The 18,239-nt window shown below is 73.8% G+C and carries 21 protein-coding genes; 11 read left to right on the top strand and 10 right to left on the bottom strand.

Annotation, left to right across the window (positions count from 1 at the left end):
- Positions 1-14: 14 nt before the first annotated feature.
- The 3 genes from IR158_RS00595 to IR158_RS00585 form a co-directional block, all read right to left on the bottom strand.
- Positions 15-1,097, bottom strand: coding sequence for a COX15/CtaA family protein (locus IR158_RS00595; protein ID WP_291808113.1), 1,083 nt, complete (start codon positions 1,095-1,097; stop codon positions 15-17).
- A gap of 97 nt (positions 1,098-1,194) precedes the next feature.
- Complete coding sequence (locus tag IR158_RS00590; protein WP_291808110.1) at positions 1,195-1,968, bottom strand: ABC transporter permease; 774 nt, start codon at positions 1,966-1,968, stop codon at positions 1,195-1,197.
- Entirely contained in the window at positions 1,965-2,900 is a 936-nt protein-coding gene (locus tag IR158_RS00585) for an ABC transporter ATP-binding protein (protein WP_291808107.1), read from the bottom strand. The genes IR158_RS00590 and IR158_RS00585 overlap by 4 nt, the downstream gene beginning before the upstream one ends.
- Positions 2,901-3,057: 157 nt before the next feature.
- Here IR158_RS00585 and IR158_RS00580 point away from each other — a divergent pair, with 157 nt between their 5' ends.
- From IR158_RS00580 to IR158_RS00540, 9 genes are all read left to right on the top strand, one after another.
- A complete protein-coding gene (locus IR158_RS00580; protein ID WP_291808104.1) occupies positions 3,058-3,678 on the top strand; it encodes a hypothetical protein in 621 nt (206 codons plus the stop codon).
- A 160-nt stretch (positions 3,679-3,838) separates the two neighbouring features.
- The gene (locus IR158_RS00575) at positions 3,839-4,660 is read left to right on the top strand and encodes a helix-turn-helix domain-containing protein (RefSeq protein ID WP_291808100.1); all 822 of its coding nucleotides are present in this window, start codon (positions 3,839-3,841) and stop codon (positions 4,658-4,660) included.
- Entirely contained in the window at positions 4,657-6,114 is a 1,458-nt protein-coding gene (gene sufB, locus IR158_RS00570) for a Fe-S cluster assembly protein SufB (protein ID WP_291808097.1), read from the top strand. The genes IR158_RS00575 and sufB overlap by 4 nt, the downstream gene beginning before the upstream one ends.
- Positions 6,114-7,424: a Fe-S cluster assembly protein SufD gene (gene sufD, locus IR158_RS00565; RefSeq protein ID WP_291808094.1), complete on the top strand. Its 1,311-nt coding sequence runs from the start codon at positions 6,114-6,116 to the stop codon at positions 7,422-7,424. Before sufB ends, sufD begins: the two co-directional genes overlap by 1 nt.
- Positions 7,421-7,753: a non-heme iron oxygenase ferredoxin subunit gene (locus tag IR158_RS00560; protein WP_227562778.1), complete on the top strand. Its 333-nt coding sequence runs from the start codon at positions 7,421-7,423 to the stop codon at positions 7,751-7,753. The genes sufD and IR158_RS00560 overlap by 4 nt, the downstream gene beginning before the upstream one ends.
- 16 nt (positions 7,754-7,769) lie before the next feature.
- Positions 7,770-8,534, top strand: coding sequence for a Fe-S cluster assembly ATPase SufC (gene sufC / locus IR158_RS00555; RefSeq protein ID WP_291808085.1), 765 nt, complete (start codon positions 7,770-7,772; stop codon positions 8,532-8,534).
- Positions 8,535-8,658: 124 nt separating this feature from the next.
- Positions 8,659-10,005: a SufS family cysteine desulfurase gene (locus IR158_RS00550; RefSeq protein ID WP_291808083.1), complete on the top strand. Its 1,347-nt coding sequence runs from the start codon at positions 8,659-8,661 to the stop codon at positions 10,003-10,005.
- The gene (gene sufU, locus IR158_RS00545) at positions 10,002-10,517 is read left to right on the top strand and encodes a Fe-S cluster assembly sulfur transfer protein SufU (RefSeq protein ID WP_291808081.1); all 516 of its coding nucleotides are present in this window, start codon (positions 10,002-10,004) and stop codon (positions 10,515-10,517) included. Before IR158_RS00550 ends, sufU begins: the two co-directional genes overlap by 4 nt.
- On the top strand, positions 10,514-10,855 hold the full coding sequence (locus IR158_RS00540; RefSeq protein ID WP_227578535.1) for a metal-sulfur cluster assembly factor: 342 nt from the start codon (positions 10,514-10,516) through the stop codon (positions 10,853-10,855). The genes sufU and IR158_RS00540 overlap by 4 nt, the downstream gene beginning before the upstream one ends.
- Before the next feature lie 176 nt (positions 10,856-11,031).
- Here IR158_RS00540 and IR158_RS00535 read toward each other — a convergent pair whose 3' ends face one another.
- From IR158_RS00535 to IR158_RS00520, 4 genes are all read right to left on the bottom strand, one after another.
- Positions 11,032-11,907: a neutral zinc metallopeptidase gene (locus IR158_RS00535; protein ID WP_291808079.1), complete on the bottom strand. Its 876-nt coding sequence runs from the start codon at positions 11,905-11,907 to the stop codon at positions 11,032-11,034.
- An 89-nt stretch (positions 11,908-11,996) separates the two neighbouring features.
- A complete protein-coding gene (locus IR158_RS00530; protein ID WP_291808076.1) occupies positions 11,997-12,632 on the bottom strand; it encodes an energy-coupling factor transporter transmembrane protein EcfT in 636 nt (211 codons plus the stop codon).
- A complete protein-coding gene (locus tag IR158_RS00525) occupies positions 12,629-13,390 on the bottom strand; it encodes an ABC transporter ATP-binding protein (RefSeq protein WP_291808073.1) in 762 nt (253 codons plus the stop codon). The genes IR158_RS00530 and IR158_RS00525 overlap by 4 nt, the downstream gene beginning before the upstream one ends.
- A gap of 7 nt (positions 13,391-13,397) precedes the next feature.
- A complete protein-coding gene (locus IR158_RS00520; protein WP_291808070.1) occupies positions 13,398-14,063 on the bottom strand; it encodes a biotin transporter BioY in 666 nt (221 codons plus the stop codon).
- Between the two features lie 144 nt (positions 14,064-14,207).
- On the opposite strand from IR158_RS00520, the gene IR158_RS00515 reads away from it, so the two are divergent.
- Positions 14,208-15,806, top strand: a complete 1,599-nt coding sequence (locus tag IR158_RS00515; protein ID WP_291808067.1) for an ABC-F family ATP-binding cassette domain-containing protein — start codon at positions 14,208-14,210, stop codon at positions 15,804-15,806.
- On the opposite strand, the gene IR158_RS00510 is transcribed toward IR158_RS00515, so the two are convergent.
- From IR158_RS00510 to IR158_RS00500, 3 genes are read right to left on the bottom strand one after another with little or no spacing between them, the layout of a single operon-like run.
- Positions 15,779-16,714, bottom strand: a complete 936-nt coding sequence (locus IR158_RS00510) for an SURF1 family protein (RefSeq protein ID WP_291808064.1) — start codon at positions 16,712-16,714, stop codon at positions 15,779-15,781. The two genes, IR158_RS00515 and IR158_RS00510, sit on opposite strands and share 28 nt — an antisense overlap.
- The gene (locus tag IR158_RS00505; RefSeq protein ID WP_291808061.1) at positions 16,711-16,962 is read right to left on the bottom strand and encodes a hypothetical protein; all 252 of its coding nucleotides are present in this window, start codon (positions 16,960-16,962) and stop codon (positions 16,711-16,713) included. The genes IR158_RS00510 and IR158_RS00505 overlap by 4 nt, the downstream gene beginning before the upstream one ends.
- Positions 16,959-17,294: a DUF3099 domain-containing protein gene (locus tag IR158_RS00500; protein ID WP_291808059.1), complete on the bottom strand. Its 336-nt coding sequence runs from the start codon at positions 17,292-17,294 to the stop codon at positions 16,959-16,961. Before IR158_RS00500 ends, IR158_RS00505 begins: the two co-directional genes overlap by 4 nt.
- A 145-nt stretch (positions 17,295-17,439) precedes the next feature.
- On the opposite strand from IR158_RS00500, the gene fabG reads away from it, so the two are divergent.
- Entirely contained in the window at positions 17,440-18,192 is a 753-nt protein-coding gene (fabG, locus tag IR158_RS00495) for a 3-oxoacyl-ACP reductase FabG (protein WP_291808056.1), read from the top strand.
- Positions 18,193-18,239: the final 47 nt, after the last annotated feature.

Here is an 18,239-nt window from a genome sequence, read left to right as displayed (position 1 = left end):
GGCCCTGCGCGCGCTCACGCGGCCCGGTGCCGCAGGGTGCCGAGGAAGAGGGCCAGCGCGGCCGTGAGGACGGCAGCGCCGAGCATGTGCAGGTTGACCAGGGCGATCGGCAGCCCGGTGAACAGCTGGACGTAGCCCACGAGTCCCTGGGCGAGCGTGACCCCGAGCAGCACGAGCCCCGAACGCAGCGGCCGGGCCACGCTCGTGGTGGCCTCCGGGGCGGGCACGGGTGCCACACCCCGTGCCGGCTGCGCGGCACCGTCTGCCCGGTCGTACGAGGGCGCGGCGACCTCGGCGCGCCGAGCGCGTACGAGCAGCGCCAGGACGACCAGGAGCGTGCCGACGAACGCCCACACCGACAGCGCGTGGACGCGCGCCATGGCGTACGGGTCGACCGCGAAGCGGTAGCCGACCTCGTCGTCGCCCGAGTGCGGCCCCGCGCCGGTGACCACGACACCCAGCACGAGCATGAGCGCACCGACGAGCACGAGGGCGCGCGCGACAGTCCGCACCCGCGGGTCCACCACGGGCGTCACAGGTCCGTCGCCCTCGCGGGTGCGGACCAGCACCCACGCCGAGACGGCCACGAGGATCATCGACAGCAGGAAGTGCGAGCCGACGACCGCGGGGTGCAGGTCCACGAGCACCGTGATGCCCCCGATCACGGCCTGCACCACCACGCCGACGAGCGGTGCCCAGGCCCACAGTCGGTAGTCGCGCGAGCGGGAGAAGTTGCGTCCCGCGAGCAGCGCGACCGCCAGGGCGACGACGACGAGCACACCGGTCAGCGTCCGGTTGCCGAACTCGATGAGCGAGTGGATGCCCATCTCGGAGTGGAACTCGGGCGTGAAGCGGCCCGGTTCGCAGTACGGCCACGTCGAGCACCCCAGGCCCGACCCCGTCAGACGCACGGCACCGCCCGTGACGACGATGCCGATCTGGGCGACGAGGTTGGCGACGACCGCGCGGGTCGTCCACCGCGGCCGCAGCCGGTCGAGCGCCGCGTCCGTCCTCGTGACGACCGCCCGGAGGCGGCCCGTGCGCGCCGTCGCCACGGGGGACGACTCAGGGGAGGGCGAGGGGGCGGTGCTGGTCACGGGGTCCAGGGTATGTGGCGCGACCGTCGGTCCCGGTGTGTCCGCACGACCCGCTCGTGCGGCGTACGTCTCATCGCCGCGGCGGGCCCGGGTCGGGTCAGTGCCAGCGGAACAGCCGCGCGGCGAGCGCGCCGAGGGCGGCCGTCCAGCCGACGAGCACCAGCACCGGGAGCAGCGGGAGCGTGCCGTCGAGGAGCGCGCCACGCATCACGTCCCCGAGCGCTCCCGACGGGAGCCACGCGGCCAGCGTCGCGAAGGGTCCGGGCAGCCGGTCGGCCGGCAGGATGACGCCGCCGCCGAGCGCGAGGACGAGCAGCAGGAGGTTCGCCAGTGCCAGGACGGCCTCGGCGCGCAGGGTGCCGGCCACGAGCAGGGCCAGGGCGGTGAACGCGGCGGTCCCCAGCACCAGCCCGACCAGCGCGAGCGCTGCGCCGACCGGGTCCGGCCGCCATCCGAGAGCCAGCGCCGCGGCCGCGATGAGCACCACCTGGACGGCCTCGACCGCCAGCACCCCCAGCACCTTGCCCGCGAGCAGCCCGCCACGTCCCAGCGGCGTCGTCGCCAGCAGGCGCAGCACGCCGTTGCGCCGGTCGAACGCCGTGGCGATCGCCTGCGACGTGAAGGACGCGGTCATCACGGCGAGGGCCAGCACGCCCGGTGCCAACAGGTCGATGCGTGCGTCACCGCCCGTGTCGATCTCGATGAACGAGGCCCGCACGAGCCCGACGAGGGCCAGCACCGGGATGACGACGGCCACCAGCACCTGCTCGCCGTTGCGCAGGATCATGCGCGCCTCGAACGCGGCCTGCGCCGCGACGCGGCGCGCGGCGGGTGCCGCAGCGGGCGTCGTGCCGTCGGTGGTGGTCGTCATCGCAGGCTCCGGCCGGTCAGGTCGAGGAAGACGTCCTCGAGGGTGCGTCGCCCCAGGTCCAGCTGCGTCACGAGGACCCCGCGCTCGGAGAGCCACGCCGTGGTGGCCGCGACCGTGCCCGGCACGACCGCACCGGTCACCACCAGGGACGTCCCGGACCTCCGCTCCACCACGAACCGCTCGCCGAGCCGCTCGCCGAGCCCTGCGGGGTCGACCTCGCTCGCGGTCTGCACGACGAGCGTCGCGGCGCCGTCCGGGTCGGTGCCCGCCGCCAGCAGCTCCGGCACGCTGCCCCGGGCGATCACCGTGCCGTGGTCGACGACGACGACGTGGTCGGCGACGTCCTGCGCCTCCTCCATCAGGTGCGTCGTGAGGATGACCGCCGCACCGTCGTCGCGCAGCTCGCGGACGAGCTCCCACACGGCGAGCCGGGACTGCGGGTCCATCCCCGCGCTCGGCTCGTCGAGGAACACGACGCGGGGCCGTCCGACCACGGCGACCGCCAGAGCCAGCCGTTGGCGCTGACCGCCGGACAGCCGCCGCACCGTCGTGCGGGCGAACGCGCCGAGCCCCAGACGCTCGGCCAGCGCGTCGGTGTCGAGCGGGCTCGCGTACATGCGCGCCACGTGGTCGAGCATCTCGCGCGCGCGCACCCCGGTCGGCAGACCGCCGTCCTGCAGCATCACGCCGACGGCGGGCCGCAGTGCGGCCGCGTCGGCGACGGGGTCGAGACCGAGGACGCGCACCGTGCCCGCATCGGGCACGCGCAGGCCCTCGCAGCACTCGACGGTCGTGGTCTTCCCGGCGCCGTTGGGGCCGAGGACGGCCGTGACGCGGCCGGCCTGCGCGCAGAGGTCGAGGCCGTCGACGACGCGGCGCCCGTCGTAGCTCTTGACGAGGCCGCGGACCTCGACGGCAGGGGAGTGCGGCACAGGGCGGGAGTCTAGGTGCTCGCGAACCTCGGGGTCGTGCGGTCGGTGTCCTGGTCGTGGACAGCGCGAACGGCGCATGCTCCGTGCGCTCTAGCCTTCCCGCCGGGGGGCGCGTCCGGATCGTCCCCGTACGCCCGAGCCAGGCCGGGGAGGCCACGTGGTCACGTACCGCATCGACACGACGACTCTGCGAGAGGTCCCGCAGGACGTCACCGCGACGTGGGAGCACGTGGAGCGTCTCGAGCGACGGGGGGCGGAGGGTGACGGCGAGCGTGTCGTGTGGCTGCGGATCCTCGGTGCGCTCGTGTCGGCCGAGCGGCTCGCGTGGTCCGACGTCGTCCGCCACGGCGGTCCGGCCTCGCTCGCCGCGGTGCCGCGTCCCGGGGACGAGGACGTCCCGGCCGGGGCATGGCGCCCGTTGCTGCGCCTGGCCCAGGTCCTGCACTGGCGGAGCCGGTTCGACGACGCGGACCTCGTCGTGGAGGCGGTCCGCCGCGCGGCGCAGTCCGTCGCGGTCCGTCCCGAGGTCGACGACGTGACGCGGCGCGACTGCTCCGCGGTGCTGGCGTTCGCCGACCAGGGGCAGGGCAAGGTCCGCTACGACGCGGGTCGTTGCGTCGAGGCCGTCCACCTGTTCTCGTCGGCGCTCGAGCGGCGCTCGCGCGACGGTGCACCGGCGGACCAGGTCGAGTCGAGCCGGATCGCGCTCGCGGCGGCGAGCAGCCGCGCCGCGAGCGGCAGCGCGGTGCACGGCCCGTGGGAGGCCGCTCGGGTGTGACGTGCGGCACCTTCGGCGCCCGGTAGGGGGTGCAGGAAGGTACGCCTTGCTTGCGGGGATGGATTTCGGCAACAAGGATGTTGCCGATATCGAGCGCAGTCCTGCGTTCGTCCCGTGCGGAGCCCCCAGGCCCCGTGCCACGGCTCCCCGGGAGGTGCGCATGACCGGTCCCACGCCCGTCGTCGACCGCACCCCCGAGCCCGCGCTCGACCACGAGGCGTCGACCCGCAGTCGCATCCTGCAGATCGTCGCCGCCGACGGCCCGGTCAGCGCCGCCGACCTCGCGAGCGCCCTGGACCTCGCGGCCGCCGGGGTGCGCCGGCACCTGCAGGCCCTCGAGGACGCCGACCAGGTGACCGTGCACCGCGGACGCGAGGCGTCGCGGGGTCGCGGCCGACCCGCCCGTCGCTACGTCGTCACCGGTGAGGGTCAGGCGGTGCTGTCGCACCGCTACGCCGAGATCGCCGCCGACGCGCTGACGTTCCTGGCGCGCACGGCCGGACCGCAGGCCGTCGAGCAGTTCGCCGAGCACCGGGTGCGCGAGCTCGAGGAGCGTCACACGGCCGCCGTGGACGCCGCCGGCCCCGACGTCGCCGCGCGCGCCGAGGCGCTCGCGCAGGCGCTCGCAGCCGACGGGTACGCCGCGTCCGTGCGTCCCGTGCCGGGGACGTCCGTCGTCCAGCTCTGCCAGGGGCACTGCCCGGTGCAGGACGTGGCGGCGCAGTTCCCGGCGCTCTGCGAGGCCGAGACGCGCGCGTTCGGACGGCTCCTGGGCGTGCACGTGCAGCGGCTGTCGACCCTGACGTCCGGCGGCCACGTGTGCACCACGAGCATCCCGACCGTCCCGATGCGGACGGCGGACCCCCGCGGTGCCGGACCCCCCGACGACCCCGTCCCGGGCACGACGGCGGACGCCGCCGGCCCCCCACCGACCTCGAACCCACCCGCCCCCGTGCACTCGACGGAAGGACCGACACGATGAGCGCACCCACGGACGACACGGCCACCCGGCCGGCGGCCGCAGAGCCGCTGAGCCAGGACGAGGCCATCGCCTCGATCGGCAACTACACCTTCGGCTGGCACGACCCCGACGTCGCCGGCTCGGTCGCGCGTCGCGGCCTGTCCGAGGACGTCGTGCGCGACATCTCCCGGCTCAAGAACGAGCCCGAGTGGATGCTCAAGACGCGTCTGAAGTCGCTGCGCCTGTTCGACAAGAAGCCCATGCCCTGGTGGGGCGCGGACCTGTCGGGCATCGACTTCGACAACATCAAGTACTTCGTGCGTTCGACCGAGAAGCAGGCCACCAGCTGGGAGGACCTGCCCGAGGACATCAAGAACACGTACGACCGCCTCGGCATCCCGGAGGCGGAGAAGCAGCGGCTCGTCGCCGGTGTCGCGGCGCAGTACGAGTCCGAGGTCGTCTACCACCAGATCCAGGAGTCGCTCGAGGAGCAGGGCGTCATCTTCCTCGACACCGACACCGCGCTGCGTGAGCACCCGGAGATCTTCGAGCAGTACTTCGGCTCGGTCATCCCGCCCGGGGACAACAAGTTCGCGTCGCTCAACACCGCGGTGTGGTCGGGCGGCTCGTTCGTCTACGTGCCGCCGGGCGTGCACGTCGAGATCCCGCTGCAGGCCTACTTCCGGATCAACACCGAGAACATGGGCCAGTTCGAGCGGACGCTGATCATCGCCGACGAGGGCTCGTACGTGCACTACGTCGAGGGGTGCACCGCCCCGATCTACCAGTCGGACTCGCTGCACTCCGCGGTCGTCGAGATCATCGTCAAGAAGAACGCCCGCGTGCGGTACACGACCATCCAGAACTGGTCGAACAACGTCTACAACCTCGTCACCAAGCGGGCGACCGCGGCCGAGGGCGCGACGATGGAGTGGGTCGACGGCAACATCGGCTCCAAGGTCACCATGAAGTACCCCGCGATCTACCTCATGGGTGAGCACGCGCGCGGCGAGACGCTCTCGATCGCGTTCGCGGGCGAGGGCCAGCACCAGGACGCCGGATCGAAGATGGTGCACGCGGCACCGCACACGTCCTCGTCCATCGTGTCGAAGTCGGTCGCGCGCGGTGGCGGTCGCACGTCGTACCGCGGTCTCGTGCAGATCCTCGAGGGCGCCGAGCACTCGGCGTCCAACGTGCTGTGCGACGCGCTGCTCGTCGACCAGATCTCGCGCTCCGACACCTACCCGTACGTCGACGTCCGCGAGGACGACGTGTCGATGGGTCACGAGGCGACGGTCTCCCGCGTGAGCGAGGACCAGCTGTTCTACCTGATGTCCCGAGGAATGACCGAGACCGAGGCCATGGCCATGATCGTGCGCGGGTTCGTCGAGCCCATCGCGCGCGAGCTGCCCATGGAGTACGCGCTCGAGCTCAACCGCCTCATCGAGCTCCAGATGGAAGGGGCCGTCGGCTGATGACGACCACCACGAACGAGACGGCACCCACCGCGGGCCTCTCGACCGACCACTCCCGTGCGGTCGCCGACGGCGCGCACACGCACGGCGGCCTCGTGCCCGAGGCGTCGCGCGCAGCGCGGCCCACGAGCTTCGACGTCGCCGACTTCCCCGTGCCCACCGGGCGCGAGGAGGAGTGGCGCTTCGCTCCCGTCGACCGCTTCGCCGGCCTGTTCGCGGCGGCGAGCGACGGCGTCCTGCCGGGCCGCGGGGTGCTCACCACGGTCGTCGAGGCGCCCGAGGTGCGGGTCGAGATCGTCGACCGCGACGACGCGCGTCTCGGCACCGCGGGCAAGCCCGGCGACCGCACGGCGGTGACCGCGTGGGCGTCGTTCGAGCGCGCGACCGTCGTGACGCTGCCGCGCGAGTCGGTGTCGTCCAAGGTCACGTCGATCGTCGTCGAGGGTGTCGAGGGCGCGGGCCTGGCCGACGCACCCCTCGAGCCGACCGCCGCGCACCTGCTCGTGCACGCCGAGCCGCTGTCGCAGGGCGTCGTCGTGCTCGACCACGTGGGGCACGCCAACCTCACCGAGACGGTCGAGATCGTCGCCGAGGACGGTGCGCACCTCACGGTCGTCTCGGTGCAGGACTGGGCCCCCGGCTCGGTCCACGCCGCGAGCCACCGCGTGCGGATCGGCCGCGACGCGTCGGTCAAGCACATCGTCGTCACGCTCGGCGGCGACGTCGTGCGCATCACCCCTGACACCGAGTTCGTCGGCGAGGGCGCGTCCGTCACGGCGCACGGCCTCTACTTCGCGGACGCGGGCCAGCACCAGGAGCACCGCCTGTTCGTCGACCACGCGGTCCCGAACTGCGTGTCGCGCGTGACGTACAAGGGCGCCCTGCAGGGCGTCGGCGCGCACACGGTGTGGGTCGGCGACGTCCTGATCCGTGCGGCCGCCGAGGGCACCGACACGTACGAGCTCAACCGCAACCTCGTCCTGACGGACGGTGCGCGCGCGGACTCCGTGCCGAACCTCGAGATCGAGACGGGCCTCATCGAGGGCGCCGGTCACGCCAGCGCCACCGGCCGGTTCGACGACGAGCAGCTCTTCTACCTGCGCTCGCGCGGCATCCCCGAGACCGACGCGCGTCGTCTGGTCGTCAAGGGCTTCTTCGCCGAGCTCATCCAGGAGATCGGCGTCCCCGAGGTCGAGGAGAGGCTCAGCGCCGCGATCGACGCGGAGCTCGAGAAGTCGATGAGCGTGATCCTCGGCACCGAGCCGACGGTCGAGGGCTCGCAGGCCGCGCTCGCCACGGAGCGTGCATGAGCGCCCAGCTGGCCTGCTACACCGCGGACGTGCCCGTCGCCGGCGCGCTGCGCGTCGAGCTCGAGGGCGAGGCGGGACCCGTCGAGGTCGCCGTCGTCCGTGACGAGTCCGGCGACTGGCACGCGATCAGCGACATCTGCTCGCACGGTGCCGTCTCCCTGTCCGACGGCGAGGTCGAGGACTGCACGGTGGAGTGCTGGCTGCACGGGTCGAGGTTCGACCTGCGCTCCGGCAAGCCGCTGTCGCCGCCCGCGATCAAGCCCGTCCCCGTCTACCCCGTGACCGTCGACGGCGAGCGTGTGCTCGTCGACGTCGACGCGCCGCTCTGAACCCGAGGAGTACCCGATGTCCACCCTGGAGATCCGCGACCTGCACGTCAGCGTCGAGACGAAGGAGGGCCCCAAGCCCATCCTGCGCGGCGTCGACCTCACCGTGAGCAGCGGTGAGACCCACGCCATCATGGGCCCCAACGGGTCCGGCAAGTCCACGCTCGCGTACTCGCTGGCGGGCCACCCCAAGTACCAGATCACCTCGGGCAGCGTCCTGCTCGACGGTGAGGACGTCCTCGCGATGAGCGTCGACGAGCGCGCCCGCGCCGGCATGTTCCTCGCCATGCAGTACCCCGTCGAGGTCCCCGGCGTCTCCGTGTCGAACTTCCTGCGGACCGCCAAGACCGCGATCGACGGCGAGGCGCCGCCGCTGCGCTCGTGGGTCAAGGACATGCGCGCCGCCATGGACGGCCTGCGGATGGACTCCACCTTCGCTGAGCGTTCCGTCAACGAGGGCTTCTCCGGCGGTGAGAAGAAGCGGCACGAGATCCTCCAGATGGAGCTGCTCAAGCCGCGCTTCGCGATCCTCGACGAGACCGACTCCGGCCTGGACGTCGACGCGCTGCGCGTCGTGTCCGAGGGCGTCAACCGCGTCAAGGCCGGCGGCGACGTCGGCGTGCTGCTGATCACGCACTACACGCGGATCCTGCGCTACATCCAGCCCGACTTCGTGCACGTCTTCGTCGACGGCCGGATCGCCGAGGAGGGCGGCCCGGAGCTGGCCGAGCGCCTCGAGTCCGAGGGCTACGACCGCTTCCTGCCCACCGGCACCGCGGTCTGAGACCGTCGCGACGGCCGCCGGGGTGACCCGGCGGCCGCCGCACCCGTCGTCCCCGGGGCGACCGTCGCCACTGCGTGAGAGCACCGCGCACCGTCGGCCGCCTCCCGTCCGCCCGGAGGACCTGATGACCAGCACGCTCGAGCCGCTGCGGCCCGCACCTGACGACGTGAGCCTGTCGGCCACGGAGCTGGCAGCGGTCCGCGCCGACTTCCCGCTGCTCGAGCGCACGCTGCGCGACGGGCGGCGGCTCGTGTACCTCGACAGCGGTGCGACGTCGCAGAAGCCCGAGGTCGTCCTCGACGCCGAGCAGGACTTCTACGTGCGTCGCAACGCCGCCGTGCACCGCGGCGCGCACCAGCTCGCCGAGGAGGCCACCGAGGCGTTCGAGGACGCGCGCTCCCGGGTCGCCGGATTCGTCGGCGTCTCAGCGGGCGAGCTCGTGTGGACGTCGAACGCGACGGCCGCGATCAACCTCGTGGCGTACGCGATGTCCAACGCGTCCCTGGGCCGCGGGGGAGAGGCGGCACGCCGGTTCGCGCTCGCACCCGGCGACGAGATCGTCGTCACCGAGGCCGAGCACCACGCCAACCTCGTCCCGTGGCAGGAGCTGGCGGCCCGCACGGGCGCGACGCTGCGCTGGCTCGGCGTCGACGACGACGGGCGCATCCGCACCGAGGATCTCGCGACGGTCGTCACCGACCGGACCCGCGTGCTGGCGTTCACGCACGCGTCGAACGTCACCGGGGCGATCACGCCCGTCGAGGCGTTCGTCGCGCGTGCCCGCGAGGTCGGTGCTCTCACCGTGCTGGACGCCTGCCAGTCCGTGCCGCACCTGCCGGTGGACCTGCGCGCGCTCGGCGTGGACCTCGCGGCGTTCTCGGGGCACAAGATGTACGGACCGACCGGTGTGGGTGCGCTGTACGGGCGGCGTGAGCTGCTCGAGGCGATGCCGCCGGTGACCACCGGCGGCTCGATGGTCGAGGTCGTCACCATGGAGTCGACGACGTACGCACCGCCGCCCCAGCGGTTCGAGGCAGGCACGCAGATGGTGTCGCAGGCCGTCGCGCTCGGCGCGGCCGCGCAGTACCTCTCGGAGCTCGGTATGGCGGGCGTCGCCGCGCACGAGCACCACCTCGCGGGTCTGCTGCTCGACGCCGTCGCGTCCGTGCCCGGGGTCCGGGTGGTCGGGCCGACCGAGAACGTCGACCGGCTGGCGGCGGTGTCGTTCGTCGTCGACGGCGTCCACGCGCACGACGTCGGCCAGGTGCTCGACGACGCGGGTGTCGCGGTGCGCGTCGGCCACCACTGCGCGCAGCCCCTGCACCGGCGGTTCGGCATCGCGGCCACGGCCCGCGCGTCGGCGGGTGTCTACACGACGGACGACGACGTCGCCGCGTTCCGGGAAGCACTCGCGGGGGTCCGCGCGTTCTTCGGTCTGGACGACGCGACGACGGACGGGAGGCCCGCATGAGCTCGGCCATGGAGCAGCTGTACCAGCAGGTCATCCTCGACCACGCGAAGTTCCCGCACGGCCGCGGGCTGCCCGAGGGCGCGACCGGCGTCGGCGTCGCGACCGCCGACCACGGCACGTGCGCCGCCACGTCGCACCAGGTGAACCCCACCTGCGGCGACGAGGTGACGCTGCACGTCGACGTCGACACGAGCGGCGAGGTGCCGGTCCTGCGCGAGGTCGCGTGGGAGGGTCAGGGCTGCTCGATCTCGCAGGCGTCGGTCTCGGTGCTGCACGACCTGGTCGCCGGCCAGGACCTGCCCACGGTCGACCGGCTCGCCGCCACCTTCCGCGAGCTGATGCAGTCCCGCGGCGCCGGGGTGTCCGACGACGCGGAGGAGCTGCTCGGCGACGCCGTCGCGTTCGCGGGCGTGTCCCGCTACGCCGCCCGCGTCAAGTGCGCCCAGCTCGGCTGGGTCGCCCTCAACGATGCCCTCATCCTGTCCGGAGCCCGTACGACGGAGGACGCATGACCACCGAACCGATCACCACCCCCGCCGGCCCGCCGACGGCCGCCGACGTCGAGGAGGCGATGCGTGACGTCATCGACCCCGAGCTCGGCATCAACGTCGTCGACCTCGGCCTCGTCTACGGCGTCGTCGTCGACCAGACCAGCACCGCGGTCATCGACATGACCCTCACATCGGCGGCGTGCCCGCTGACGGACGTCATCGAGGATCAGACGGGCCAGGCGCTCGAGGGCCTGGTCGACGGGTTCCGCATCAACTGGGTGTGGATGCCGCCGTGGGGCCCGGAGAAGATCACGCCCGACGGGCGTGAGCAGATGCGGGCGCTGGGGTTCAACATCTGACGACAGGTCGAGACGGGAGCAGACGGCCGGTCAGCCGGACGGACCGCGAGGCGGACGCCCCGAGCTCGTGCGCGAGTACTGGCGTCGGAGCTCCGAGCTGTTCGCTCTGCCCGCCTCATGTCGCCCGGGGCGGGTGCGACTGGATCGCACTCTCGCGGCGGGGTGGGTGGGGTGGGTCAGAGGTCGGTGGCCGCGAACGTGTCGCACGCGGCGAGCGAGCCCTGCTCGTAGCCGATCGTGAACCACTTCTGGCGCTGCTCGCTCGACCCGTGCGTCCAGGTGTCGGGGTCCACGCTGCCACCGGACTGCTGCTGGATGTGGTCGTCGCCGACCGCGGCGGCGGCGTCGAGGGCCTGGGCGAGCTCCTCGGCGGTGGGGGGCTGGAGGAACGTCACGCCGGGCCGGTCCGGGTCCTCGCGCGTCGCGGCGTCGCCGGCCCACATGCCCGCGTAGCAGTCGGCCTGCAGCTCGACGCGCACGGAGTCCGACTCGGCGCCACCACCGCTGCGGTCGGCGGAGTCGAACACGCCCGTGAGGTTCTGGATGTGGTGCCCGTACTCGTGCGCGTAGATGTACATCTCGGCCAGCGGCCCGCCCTGGGCGCCGAACTGCTGCTGCAGCAGCTGGAAGAACGAGGTGTCGAGGTAGATGCCCTGGTCGGGCGGGCAGTAGAACGGGCCCGTGGACGACGAGGCCTGGCCGCACCCGGTGGCGATGCCACCCTGGAACTCGTTGGCGGTGGGCGGCGCGAAGGCCGTCCCGGCGGGGACCGTCGCGGCCCAGAACGCGTCGAGCGACTGCATCGTCGCCGAGAAGCGGCACAGTGGGTCGGAGTTCGCCTGCTCGACCGTGCACTCGGCGACGTCCTCGACCGGCTGGCTGCCGCCGCCCTGCCCGCCGGTGTCGAGGACGCCGGACAGGTCCTGGCCGGTGAACAGGAAGATGGCCAGCGCGATGATCCCGATCAGGCCACCGCCCCCCGCGGCCGCGGCGCCGCGCCCGTGCCGCCGGACGCGGCCACCCTCGAAGCTGCCACCCTCGCTGAAAGTCACGCGCTCACGGTAGTGGGAAGCCCCGCGGGCCGCGCGGGCTGGACGGTCGACCGAGTCGCACGCGACAGCGGCGGCACAGGCGCTGGGTGTCAGTCGGCCAGGCCGCGTGCGGCCAGCGCGTCACCCGTCGTCCGCGCGTGGCCCACCATGCGCACGGCGGCGGGGACGACGACCGCGCGCGGGTCGCGATCGAGGCCGCGGGCGCGCGCGGCGTCGCGCGACTCGCCGACGACCTGCACGAGCAACGGCACCGTCCGCAGGAAGAGCCCCACCGTGAGCGCCACCGTCTCCGGGGGCAGCCCGACGTGCCGCAGCGGCCCGGCCGCGCGTGCCACGACGGCCAGGAGGTCGTCGGCGCGGGTGGTCGCGGTCACGAGGGCACCTGCCAGGACGAGCGTCAGCAGGTCGAGCGCGACCTCGGCCCCGAGCGCGGGACCGCGCACCCACGTCTGGTAGGCGGCGAGCACCGCCGCGGTCACGAGGACCGGCAGGAGCCCGCGCGTCGTGCGGTGCCACGGCACGCGCGCGAGCGCCGTGACGAGGACCACGACCGCGAGGCCGGCCGCCGCCACGACCGGGCCGGCAGGCAGGACCACCGCGACGCCGGTCAGCGCGAGCAGCAGCAGCTTCGCGGCGGCCGGCAGGCGGTGGACGACGCTGTCGCCGGGGTGGTGCAGTCCCAGCGGCCCTGCCCACGGCGGGCGCAGCGGCCGTCCGCGCGTCACGACGCTCCCGCAGGGGCGCGCCCGGCACGGTCGGCGCCGTGCGGGGGCGGTGCGGCCGCCATGAGGGCGCGGTAGCGCGCGAGCGCGGGACCCGGCTCGTCGTCCGCGACGACGAGCCCGCCGTCGACGACGAGGACCCGGTCGGCGCGCGCGGCCGCCTCCAGGTCGTGCGTCACCACGACGACCTGCTGAGGGAGCGACGCGAGCAGCCTGTCCACGTGCGTCCGCCACCGCAGGTCGAGCAGCGTGGTCGGCTCGTCGCAGACGAGGACCGCCGGTTCCGTGGCGAGCACCGCGGCCAGCGCGAGGAGCTGGCGCTGACCCCCGGACAGCGCGTGCACCGAGACGTGCGCGCGGTCCGCCAGGCCGTAACGGGCGAGCGCGTCGAGGGCGCGCGCCTCGCGCTCGCGGGCGTCCGGGACCGCGCGCCGCAGGGACAGCGCGACGTCCTCGACCGGTGTCGGCATGACGATCTGCGCGTCGGGGTCGGTGAACACGAACCCGACGCGGCGCCGGACGGCGGGACCGTCGGACGCCGTGTCGAGCCCGTCGACCCGCACGCGCCCTGCCGACGGCAGGACCAGGCCGTTGAGCAGACGGGCGAGCGTCGACTTGCCGGACCCGTTGGCACCGACGACGGCGACGTGCCGCTCGGTCAGCTGCAGCGAGACCGGGCCCAGCAGGCGCACGATGCGGTCGGGGCCGCCCGCCGGGTCCGGGGACCAGGCGGTGACCTCGGCCGCGTCGAGCTCGATCACGGGCGTCTCAGCGCCTGCCGCGTCGCAGGTCGGGGAAGGCCCGCAGGACGGCCAGCGTCACGGCCGCCGCGAGCAGGTTCTTCACGACGTCCCCCGGCCAGTAGACGAGGTCGATCGCGAGCGCCTCGCGGGCGGTGACGCCGAGACGCGCCATGAGGCCGACGATGCCCGACGGGTGCGTCACGAGGAACGACGAGCCGAGCCCTGCGGCGACGAGCAGGGGGTACCGCCACGCGGGGCGCGCCCGCAGCGCGAGGCCCCCGAGCCACCCGGCGACCGCCGCGGCGAGCGGGAACGCGAGCAGGTAGCCGACGGAAGGCTTGCCCAGCACGCCGAGCCCACCGGTCATCTCCGCGAACACGGGGACTCCAGCCAGGCCGACCACCAGGTAGAGCGCGACCGCGAGGAAGCCCCGCCGGGCACCGAGCACCAGACCGGCGACGACGACACCGAACGTCTGCAGCGTGATCGGCACGGGCGTTCCCGTGGGGATCGCCGGGACCAGCGCGCACGCGGCGACGAACGCCGCGAACGTGGCCACGAGCGCGACGTCGGTGCCCGTCCGGCGCGTGTGCGGGGGTGCCGGGGGATCGGGCAGGAGACCGGGGACCACCGCGTGCGGTTCCGGTGCGGTCGTGGCCGTGGTCCTGTCGTCCGGGGAACTGAGGGACATGCCGTGGCTCCTGCCGGGTGAGGATGACGTGGAGGGTCGGGCGTCCGACCGTTCGCCACGCTAGCGGCTGGGTACGATGGTCGGCGTTTGTGCCGGGAGCCAGAACCCACCCGGTCTTCTCGTAGGAAACCGAGGAACTTCCCTGTGATCACCGCTTCGGGCGTCGAGCTGCGCGTCGGCGCCCGCGTCCTGCTGGAACCGACGACCTTCCGGATCGCCTCCGGCGACCGGATCGGCCTCGTCGGCCGCAACGGTGCGGGCAAGACCACCTTGACCAGGACGCTCGCGGGGGAGACCCAGCCGACCGGCGGGACCATCTCGCGCAGCGGCGACGTCGGGTACCTGCCGCAGGACCCGAGCGCGGGCGACCTGACGCAGCTCGCGATGGACCGGGTCCTCTCGGCGCGCGGGCTGGACGCGATCCTGGCGTCGATGCGCGAGACCGAGGGGGCGATGGCGTCGGCCGACGACGCGACCCGTGACAGGGCCATGGAGCGGTACACGCGGCTCGAGGCGCGCTTCACCGCGGCCGGCGGGTACGCGGCCGAGAGCGAGGCGCACCGCATCACGGCCGCGCTCGCGCTCGACGACCGCGTCCTGGGCCAGAACCTCGGCACGCTGTCCGGTGGCCAGCGCCGCCGCGTCGAGCTCGCACGCATCCTGTTCTCCGGCGCCGACACGCTGCTGCTCGACGAGCCGACCAACCACCTCGACGCCGACTCCATCGTGTGGCTGCGCGAGTACCTCAAGAGCTACCCGGGCGGGTTCGTCGTCATCAGCCACGACGTCGAGCTGCTGCGCGCGACCGTCAACAAGGTGTTCTACCTCGACGCGAACCGCTCGCACCTCGACCTGTACAACCTGGGCTGGGACGCGTACCTCAAGCAGCGGGAGACCGACGAGAAGCGTCGCCGCCGCGAGCGGGCCAACGCCGAGAAGAAGGCCGCGACGCTCCTGGCTCAGGCCGACAAGATGCGCGCGAAGGCCACCAAGGCCGTCGCGGCCCAGAACATGGCTCGCCGTGCCGAGCGCATGCTGTCCGGCCTCGACGCGGTCCGCGCGTCGGACAAGGTCGCGCGCCTGCGGTTCCCCGACCCGGCACCCTGCGGCCGCACCCCGCTGACCGCCGAGGGGCTGTCGAAGTCGTACGGCTCGCAGGAGGTCTTCACGGACGTCTCGCTGGCGATCGACCGCGGGAGCAAGGTCGTCGTGCTCGGGCTCAACGGCGCGGGCAAGACCACGCTGCTGCGGATGCTCGGCGGCCTGCAGGAGCCCGACACCGGTGAGGTCAAGCCGGGCCACGGCCTCAAGCTCGGGTACTACGCGCAGGAGCACGAGACCCTCGACCTCTCGCGCACCGTCCTGGAGAACCTGCGCACCGCGGCACCCGACCTCACCGACACCCAGGTGCGGTCCGTCCTCGGCTCGTTCCTGTTCTCCGGCGACGACGCCGACAAGCCGGCCCGCGTGCTGTCCGGCGGGGAGAAGACGCGCCTCGCGCTCGCGACGCTCGTCGTGTCCAGCGCCAACGTGCTGCTGCTCGACGAGCCGACGAACAACCTGGACCCGGCGTCACGCGAGGAGATCCTCGCCGCGCTGCGCGGCTACCAGGGGGCCGTGGTGCTCGTGAGCCACGACGAGGGCGCGGTCGCGGCCCTGGAGCCCGAGCGCGTCCTGCTGCTGCCCGACGGCGACGAGGACCTGTGGAGCGCCGACTACCTGGACCTCATCGCGCTGGCCTGACGGTCGCGCCCGGCGTCCTGCTGCGCGTCGATCTCGGCGTCCTCGTCGAGCTCGTCGCGGCCACGCGCCCGGCGGGGCCGCGCGGGCCGGGACGGGGGCGCGCCCTCGCCGACGGTGACGACCGACGTCCACTCGCGCCGCGCGGCGACGATGAACGCCACGAAGCCGCCGAGCGCGAAGACCCACCACTGGAACGCGTACGACAGGTGTGATCCCGGGTCGGTGCTCGGCGCGGCCAGCGCGCCCAGCGGCGCTCCCGGCGCGGGGTCCTCGCGCACGAGCGCGCCGTAGGCCGCGTACGGCTCGACGTCGACCCCGCCCGCGGCGAGCACCTGGGCAGGGGCGATGGCCTGCACCTGCCCGGACGGCGCGTCCCGGCCGCTCGTGGGCTCGCCCGGGCGCAGACGGACGGTCGCCGTGACCTCGCCGGCCGGCGGGGGCGGGACGTCGACGTCGACCGACCCGTCGGCCCCCGTGGGCACCCAGCCGCGGTCGACCACCAGGACCCGCCCTGCGCCGACCGGGTCGCCCGCGTCACCGGGCGCCGCGTCCGTCACGAGGAACGGCACCAGGGCGTGGTACGCGGGGGTGCTGTCGACGGGGCGGTTGCGCAGGAGCACGGTCGCGTCGTCGAGGTAGCGCCCGCGGACCTGGACCGAGCGCCAGGCGTCGGACTCGGGAAGCGCGGCGTCGGGGTCCGCGACGACGTCCGTGAGGTCGACGGGTGCGGCGGCGTAGTTGGCCTCCACGACCGCGATGGCGGCGTCCCGGTCGACGTGCCGCTGCCACTGCCAGCGGCCCAGGAACGTGCACGTCACGGCCACGGCGACCGCGAGGACGACCAGGCCGAGCGCCTGCCGACGTGCCGCGGCGCGCAGGTCCCCGCCCGCGGGTCCCGCCCCGTTCACGGCTCGGACCGGACCAGCTCGTCGACGGGGACGACGTCGCGCAGGAAGTCACGGACGCGCAGGTACTCCGACAGGTGCTCGCGGTGCCCGTCGCACGCGAGCCAGACCTTGCGCCGCTCGGGTGTGTGCAGCTTCGGGTTGTTCCACAGGACACCCCACGCGGGCGCCTCGCGGCAGCCGCGTGCGCTGCACACCAGCTCGCCGACGGTGTCGGGGGTGGCCTGCTGCTGGGGGGTCGAGTCGTTCACTGGCCGTCTCCGAGCTCGTCGTGGCGGGGGGCGGGGTCGATCTGGCGCGCCTCGAAGGGCACGTCCGGCGCGTCACGCCGCTCGCGCCCGGCGTTCGCCAGCAGCACCGCCACGTAGGGCAGCACGGCGGCCGCCGTGATGAGCGCGAGCGACACCGCCACCGGGACGTGCGACCAGAGCAGACCTGCGGCGACGAAGCACAGGACGCGCACGCCCATCTGCCACAGGTAGCGGCGCTGCCGGCGCGCGAGGTCGTCGGACAGCGACTCGGGGGCCGAGGTGATGCGGTGCACCTCCGGCTCGGCCCGCGCGGCGCGACGACGTGTGCTCACCACCCGATGGTAGGCGTCGTGCGGCACCGTGGCCGTGCGACGTGGGCCGACCCACACTTTGTGGGCCTCCCACAACGAGGGGCCCGCAACTCAGGACGGCGGGCACCCCGCCACGGCGCCGGGTGGTCGGCTAGCGTCGTGTCCCGTGCCTGCGACGACACCCGTGACCACCCCGGACGCCCCGACCTCTCCCGCACCGCGCTCCGTGCTGGTGACCGGCGCCAACCGCGGCATCGGCCGTGCCATCGCCGAGCGGTTCGTCGCCGCCGGTGACAAGGTCGCGACGATCGTCCGGTCGGGCGGCGCGCCCGACGGCGTCCTGGAGGTCATCGGGGACGTGCGTGACACCGCGTCCGTCGACGCCGCGTTCGCCCAGGTCGAGGCCGCGCACGGCCCCGTCGAGGTCCTCGTCGCGAACGCCGGCGTCACGCGCGACGGCCTGCTGATGCGGATGACCGACGAGGACTTCGCCGAGGTGATCGACGTCAACCTCACCGGCGCCTTCCGTGTGGTCCGGCGTGCGAGCAAGGGGATGATCCGGCTGCGCCGCGGCCGCATCGTGCTCATCTCGTCCGTCGTCGGGATGTACGGGTCGCCCGGGCAGGTCAACTACGCGTCCTCGAAGTCTGCGCTGATCGGCATGGCACGCTCGGTGACGCGCGAGCTCGGGGCGCGGGGCATCACCGCGAACGTCGTGGCGCCGGGCTTCATCGACACCGACATGACCAAGGCGCTGCCCGAGGACCGCCAGCAGGCGTACCTCGGCTCGATCCCCGCCGGACGGTTCGGGCACGCGGACGAGGTCGCTGCGGCCGTGCAGTTCCTCGCGTCCGACGCCGCCGCGTACGTGTCCGGCGCCGTGCTGCCCGTCGACGGCGGCCTCGGCATGGGGCACTGACCCCTCGCACTCCCTCCGCCGGCGCCCAGCGCGCCCGGCCCACCCGA

It is taken from the genome of Cellulomonas sp., assembly GCF_015234515.1.
Classification (GTDB): domain Bacteria; phylum Actinomycetota; class Actinomycetes; order Actinomycetales; family Cellulomonadaceae; genus Cellulomonas.
This window is presented reverse-complemented; position numbering and strand designations above follow the sequence as displayed.

Coding starts and splice junctions, on each gene's coding strand:
- IR158_RS00560 (WP_227562778.1), top strand. CDS start 7,421: ATGAGCGCCCAGCTGGCCTGCTACACCGCGGACGTGCCCGTCGCCGGC.
- IR158_RS00540 (WP_227578535.1), top strand. CDS start 10,514: ATGACCACCGAACCGATCACCACCCCCGCCGGCCCGCCGACGGCCGCC.
- sufC (WP_291808085.1), top strand. CDS start 7,770: ATGTCCACCCTGGAGATCCGCGACCTGCACGTCAGCGTCGAGACGAAG.
- IR158_RS00590 (WP_291808110.1), bottom strand. CDS start 1,968: ATGACGACCACCACCGACGGCACGACGCCCGCTGCGGCACCCGCCGCG.
- sufB (WP_291808097.1), top strand. CDS start 4,657: ATGAGCGCACCCACGGACGACACGGCCACCCGGCCGGCGGCCGCAGAG.
- sufU (WP_291808081.1), top strand. CDS start 10,002: ATGAGCTCGGCCATGGAGCAGCTGTACCAGCAGGTCATCCTCGACCAC.
- IR158_RS00550 (WP_291808083.1), top strand. CDS start 8,659: ATGACCAGCACGCTCGAGCCGCTGCGGCCCGCACCTGACGACGTGAGC.
- sufD (WP_291808094.1), top strand. CDS start 6,114: ATGACGACCACCACGAACGAGACGGCACCCACCGCGGGCCTCTCGACC.
- IR158_RS00520 (WP_291808070.1), bottom strand. CDS start 14,063: ATGTCCCTCAGTTCCCCGGACGACAGGACCACGGCCACGACCGCACCG.
- IR158_RS00575 (WP_291808100.1), top strand. CDS start 3,839: ATGACCGGTCCCACGCCCGTCGTCGACCGCACCCCCGAGCCCGCGCTC.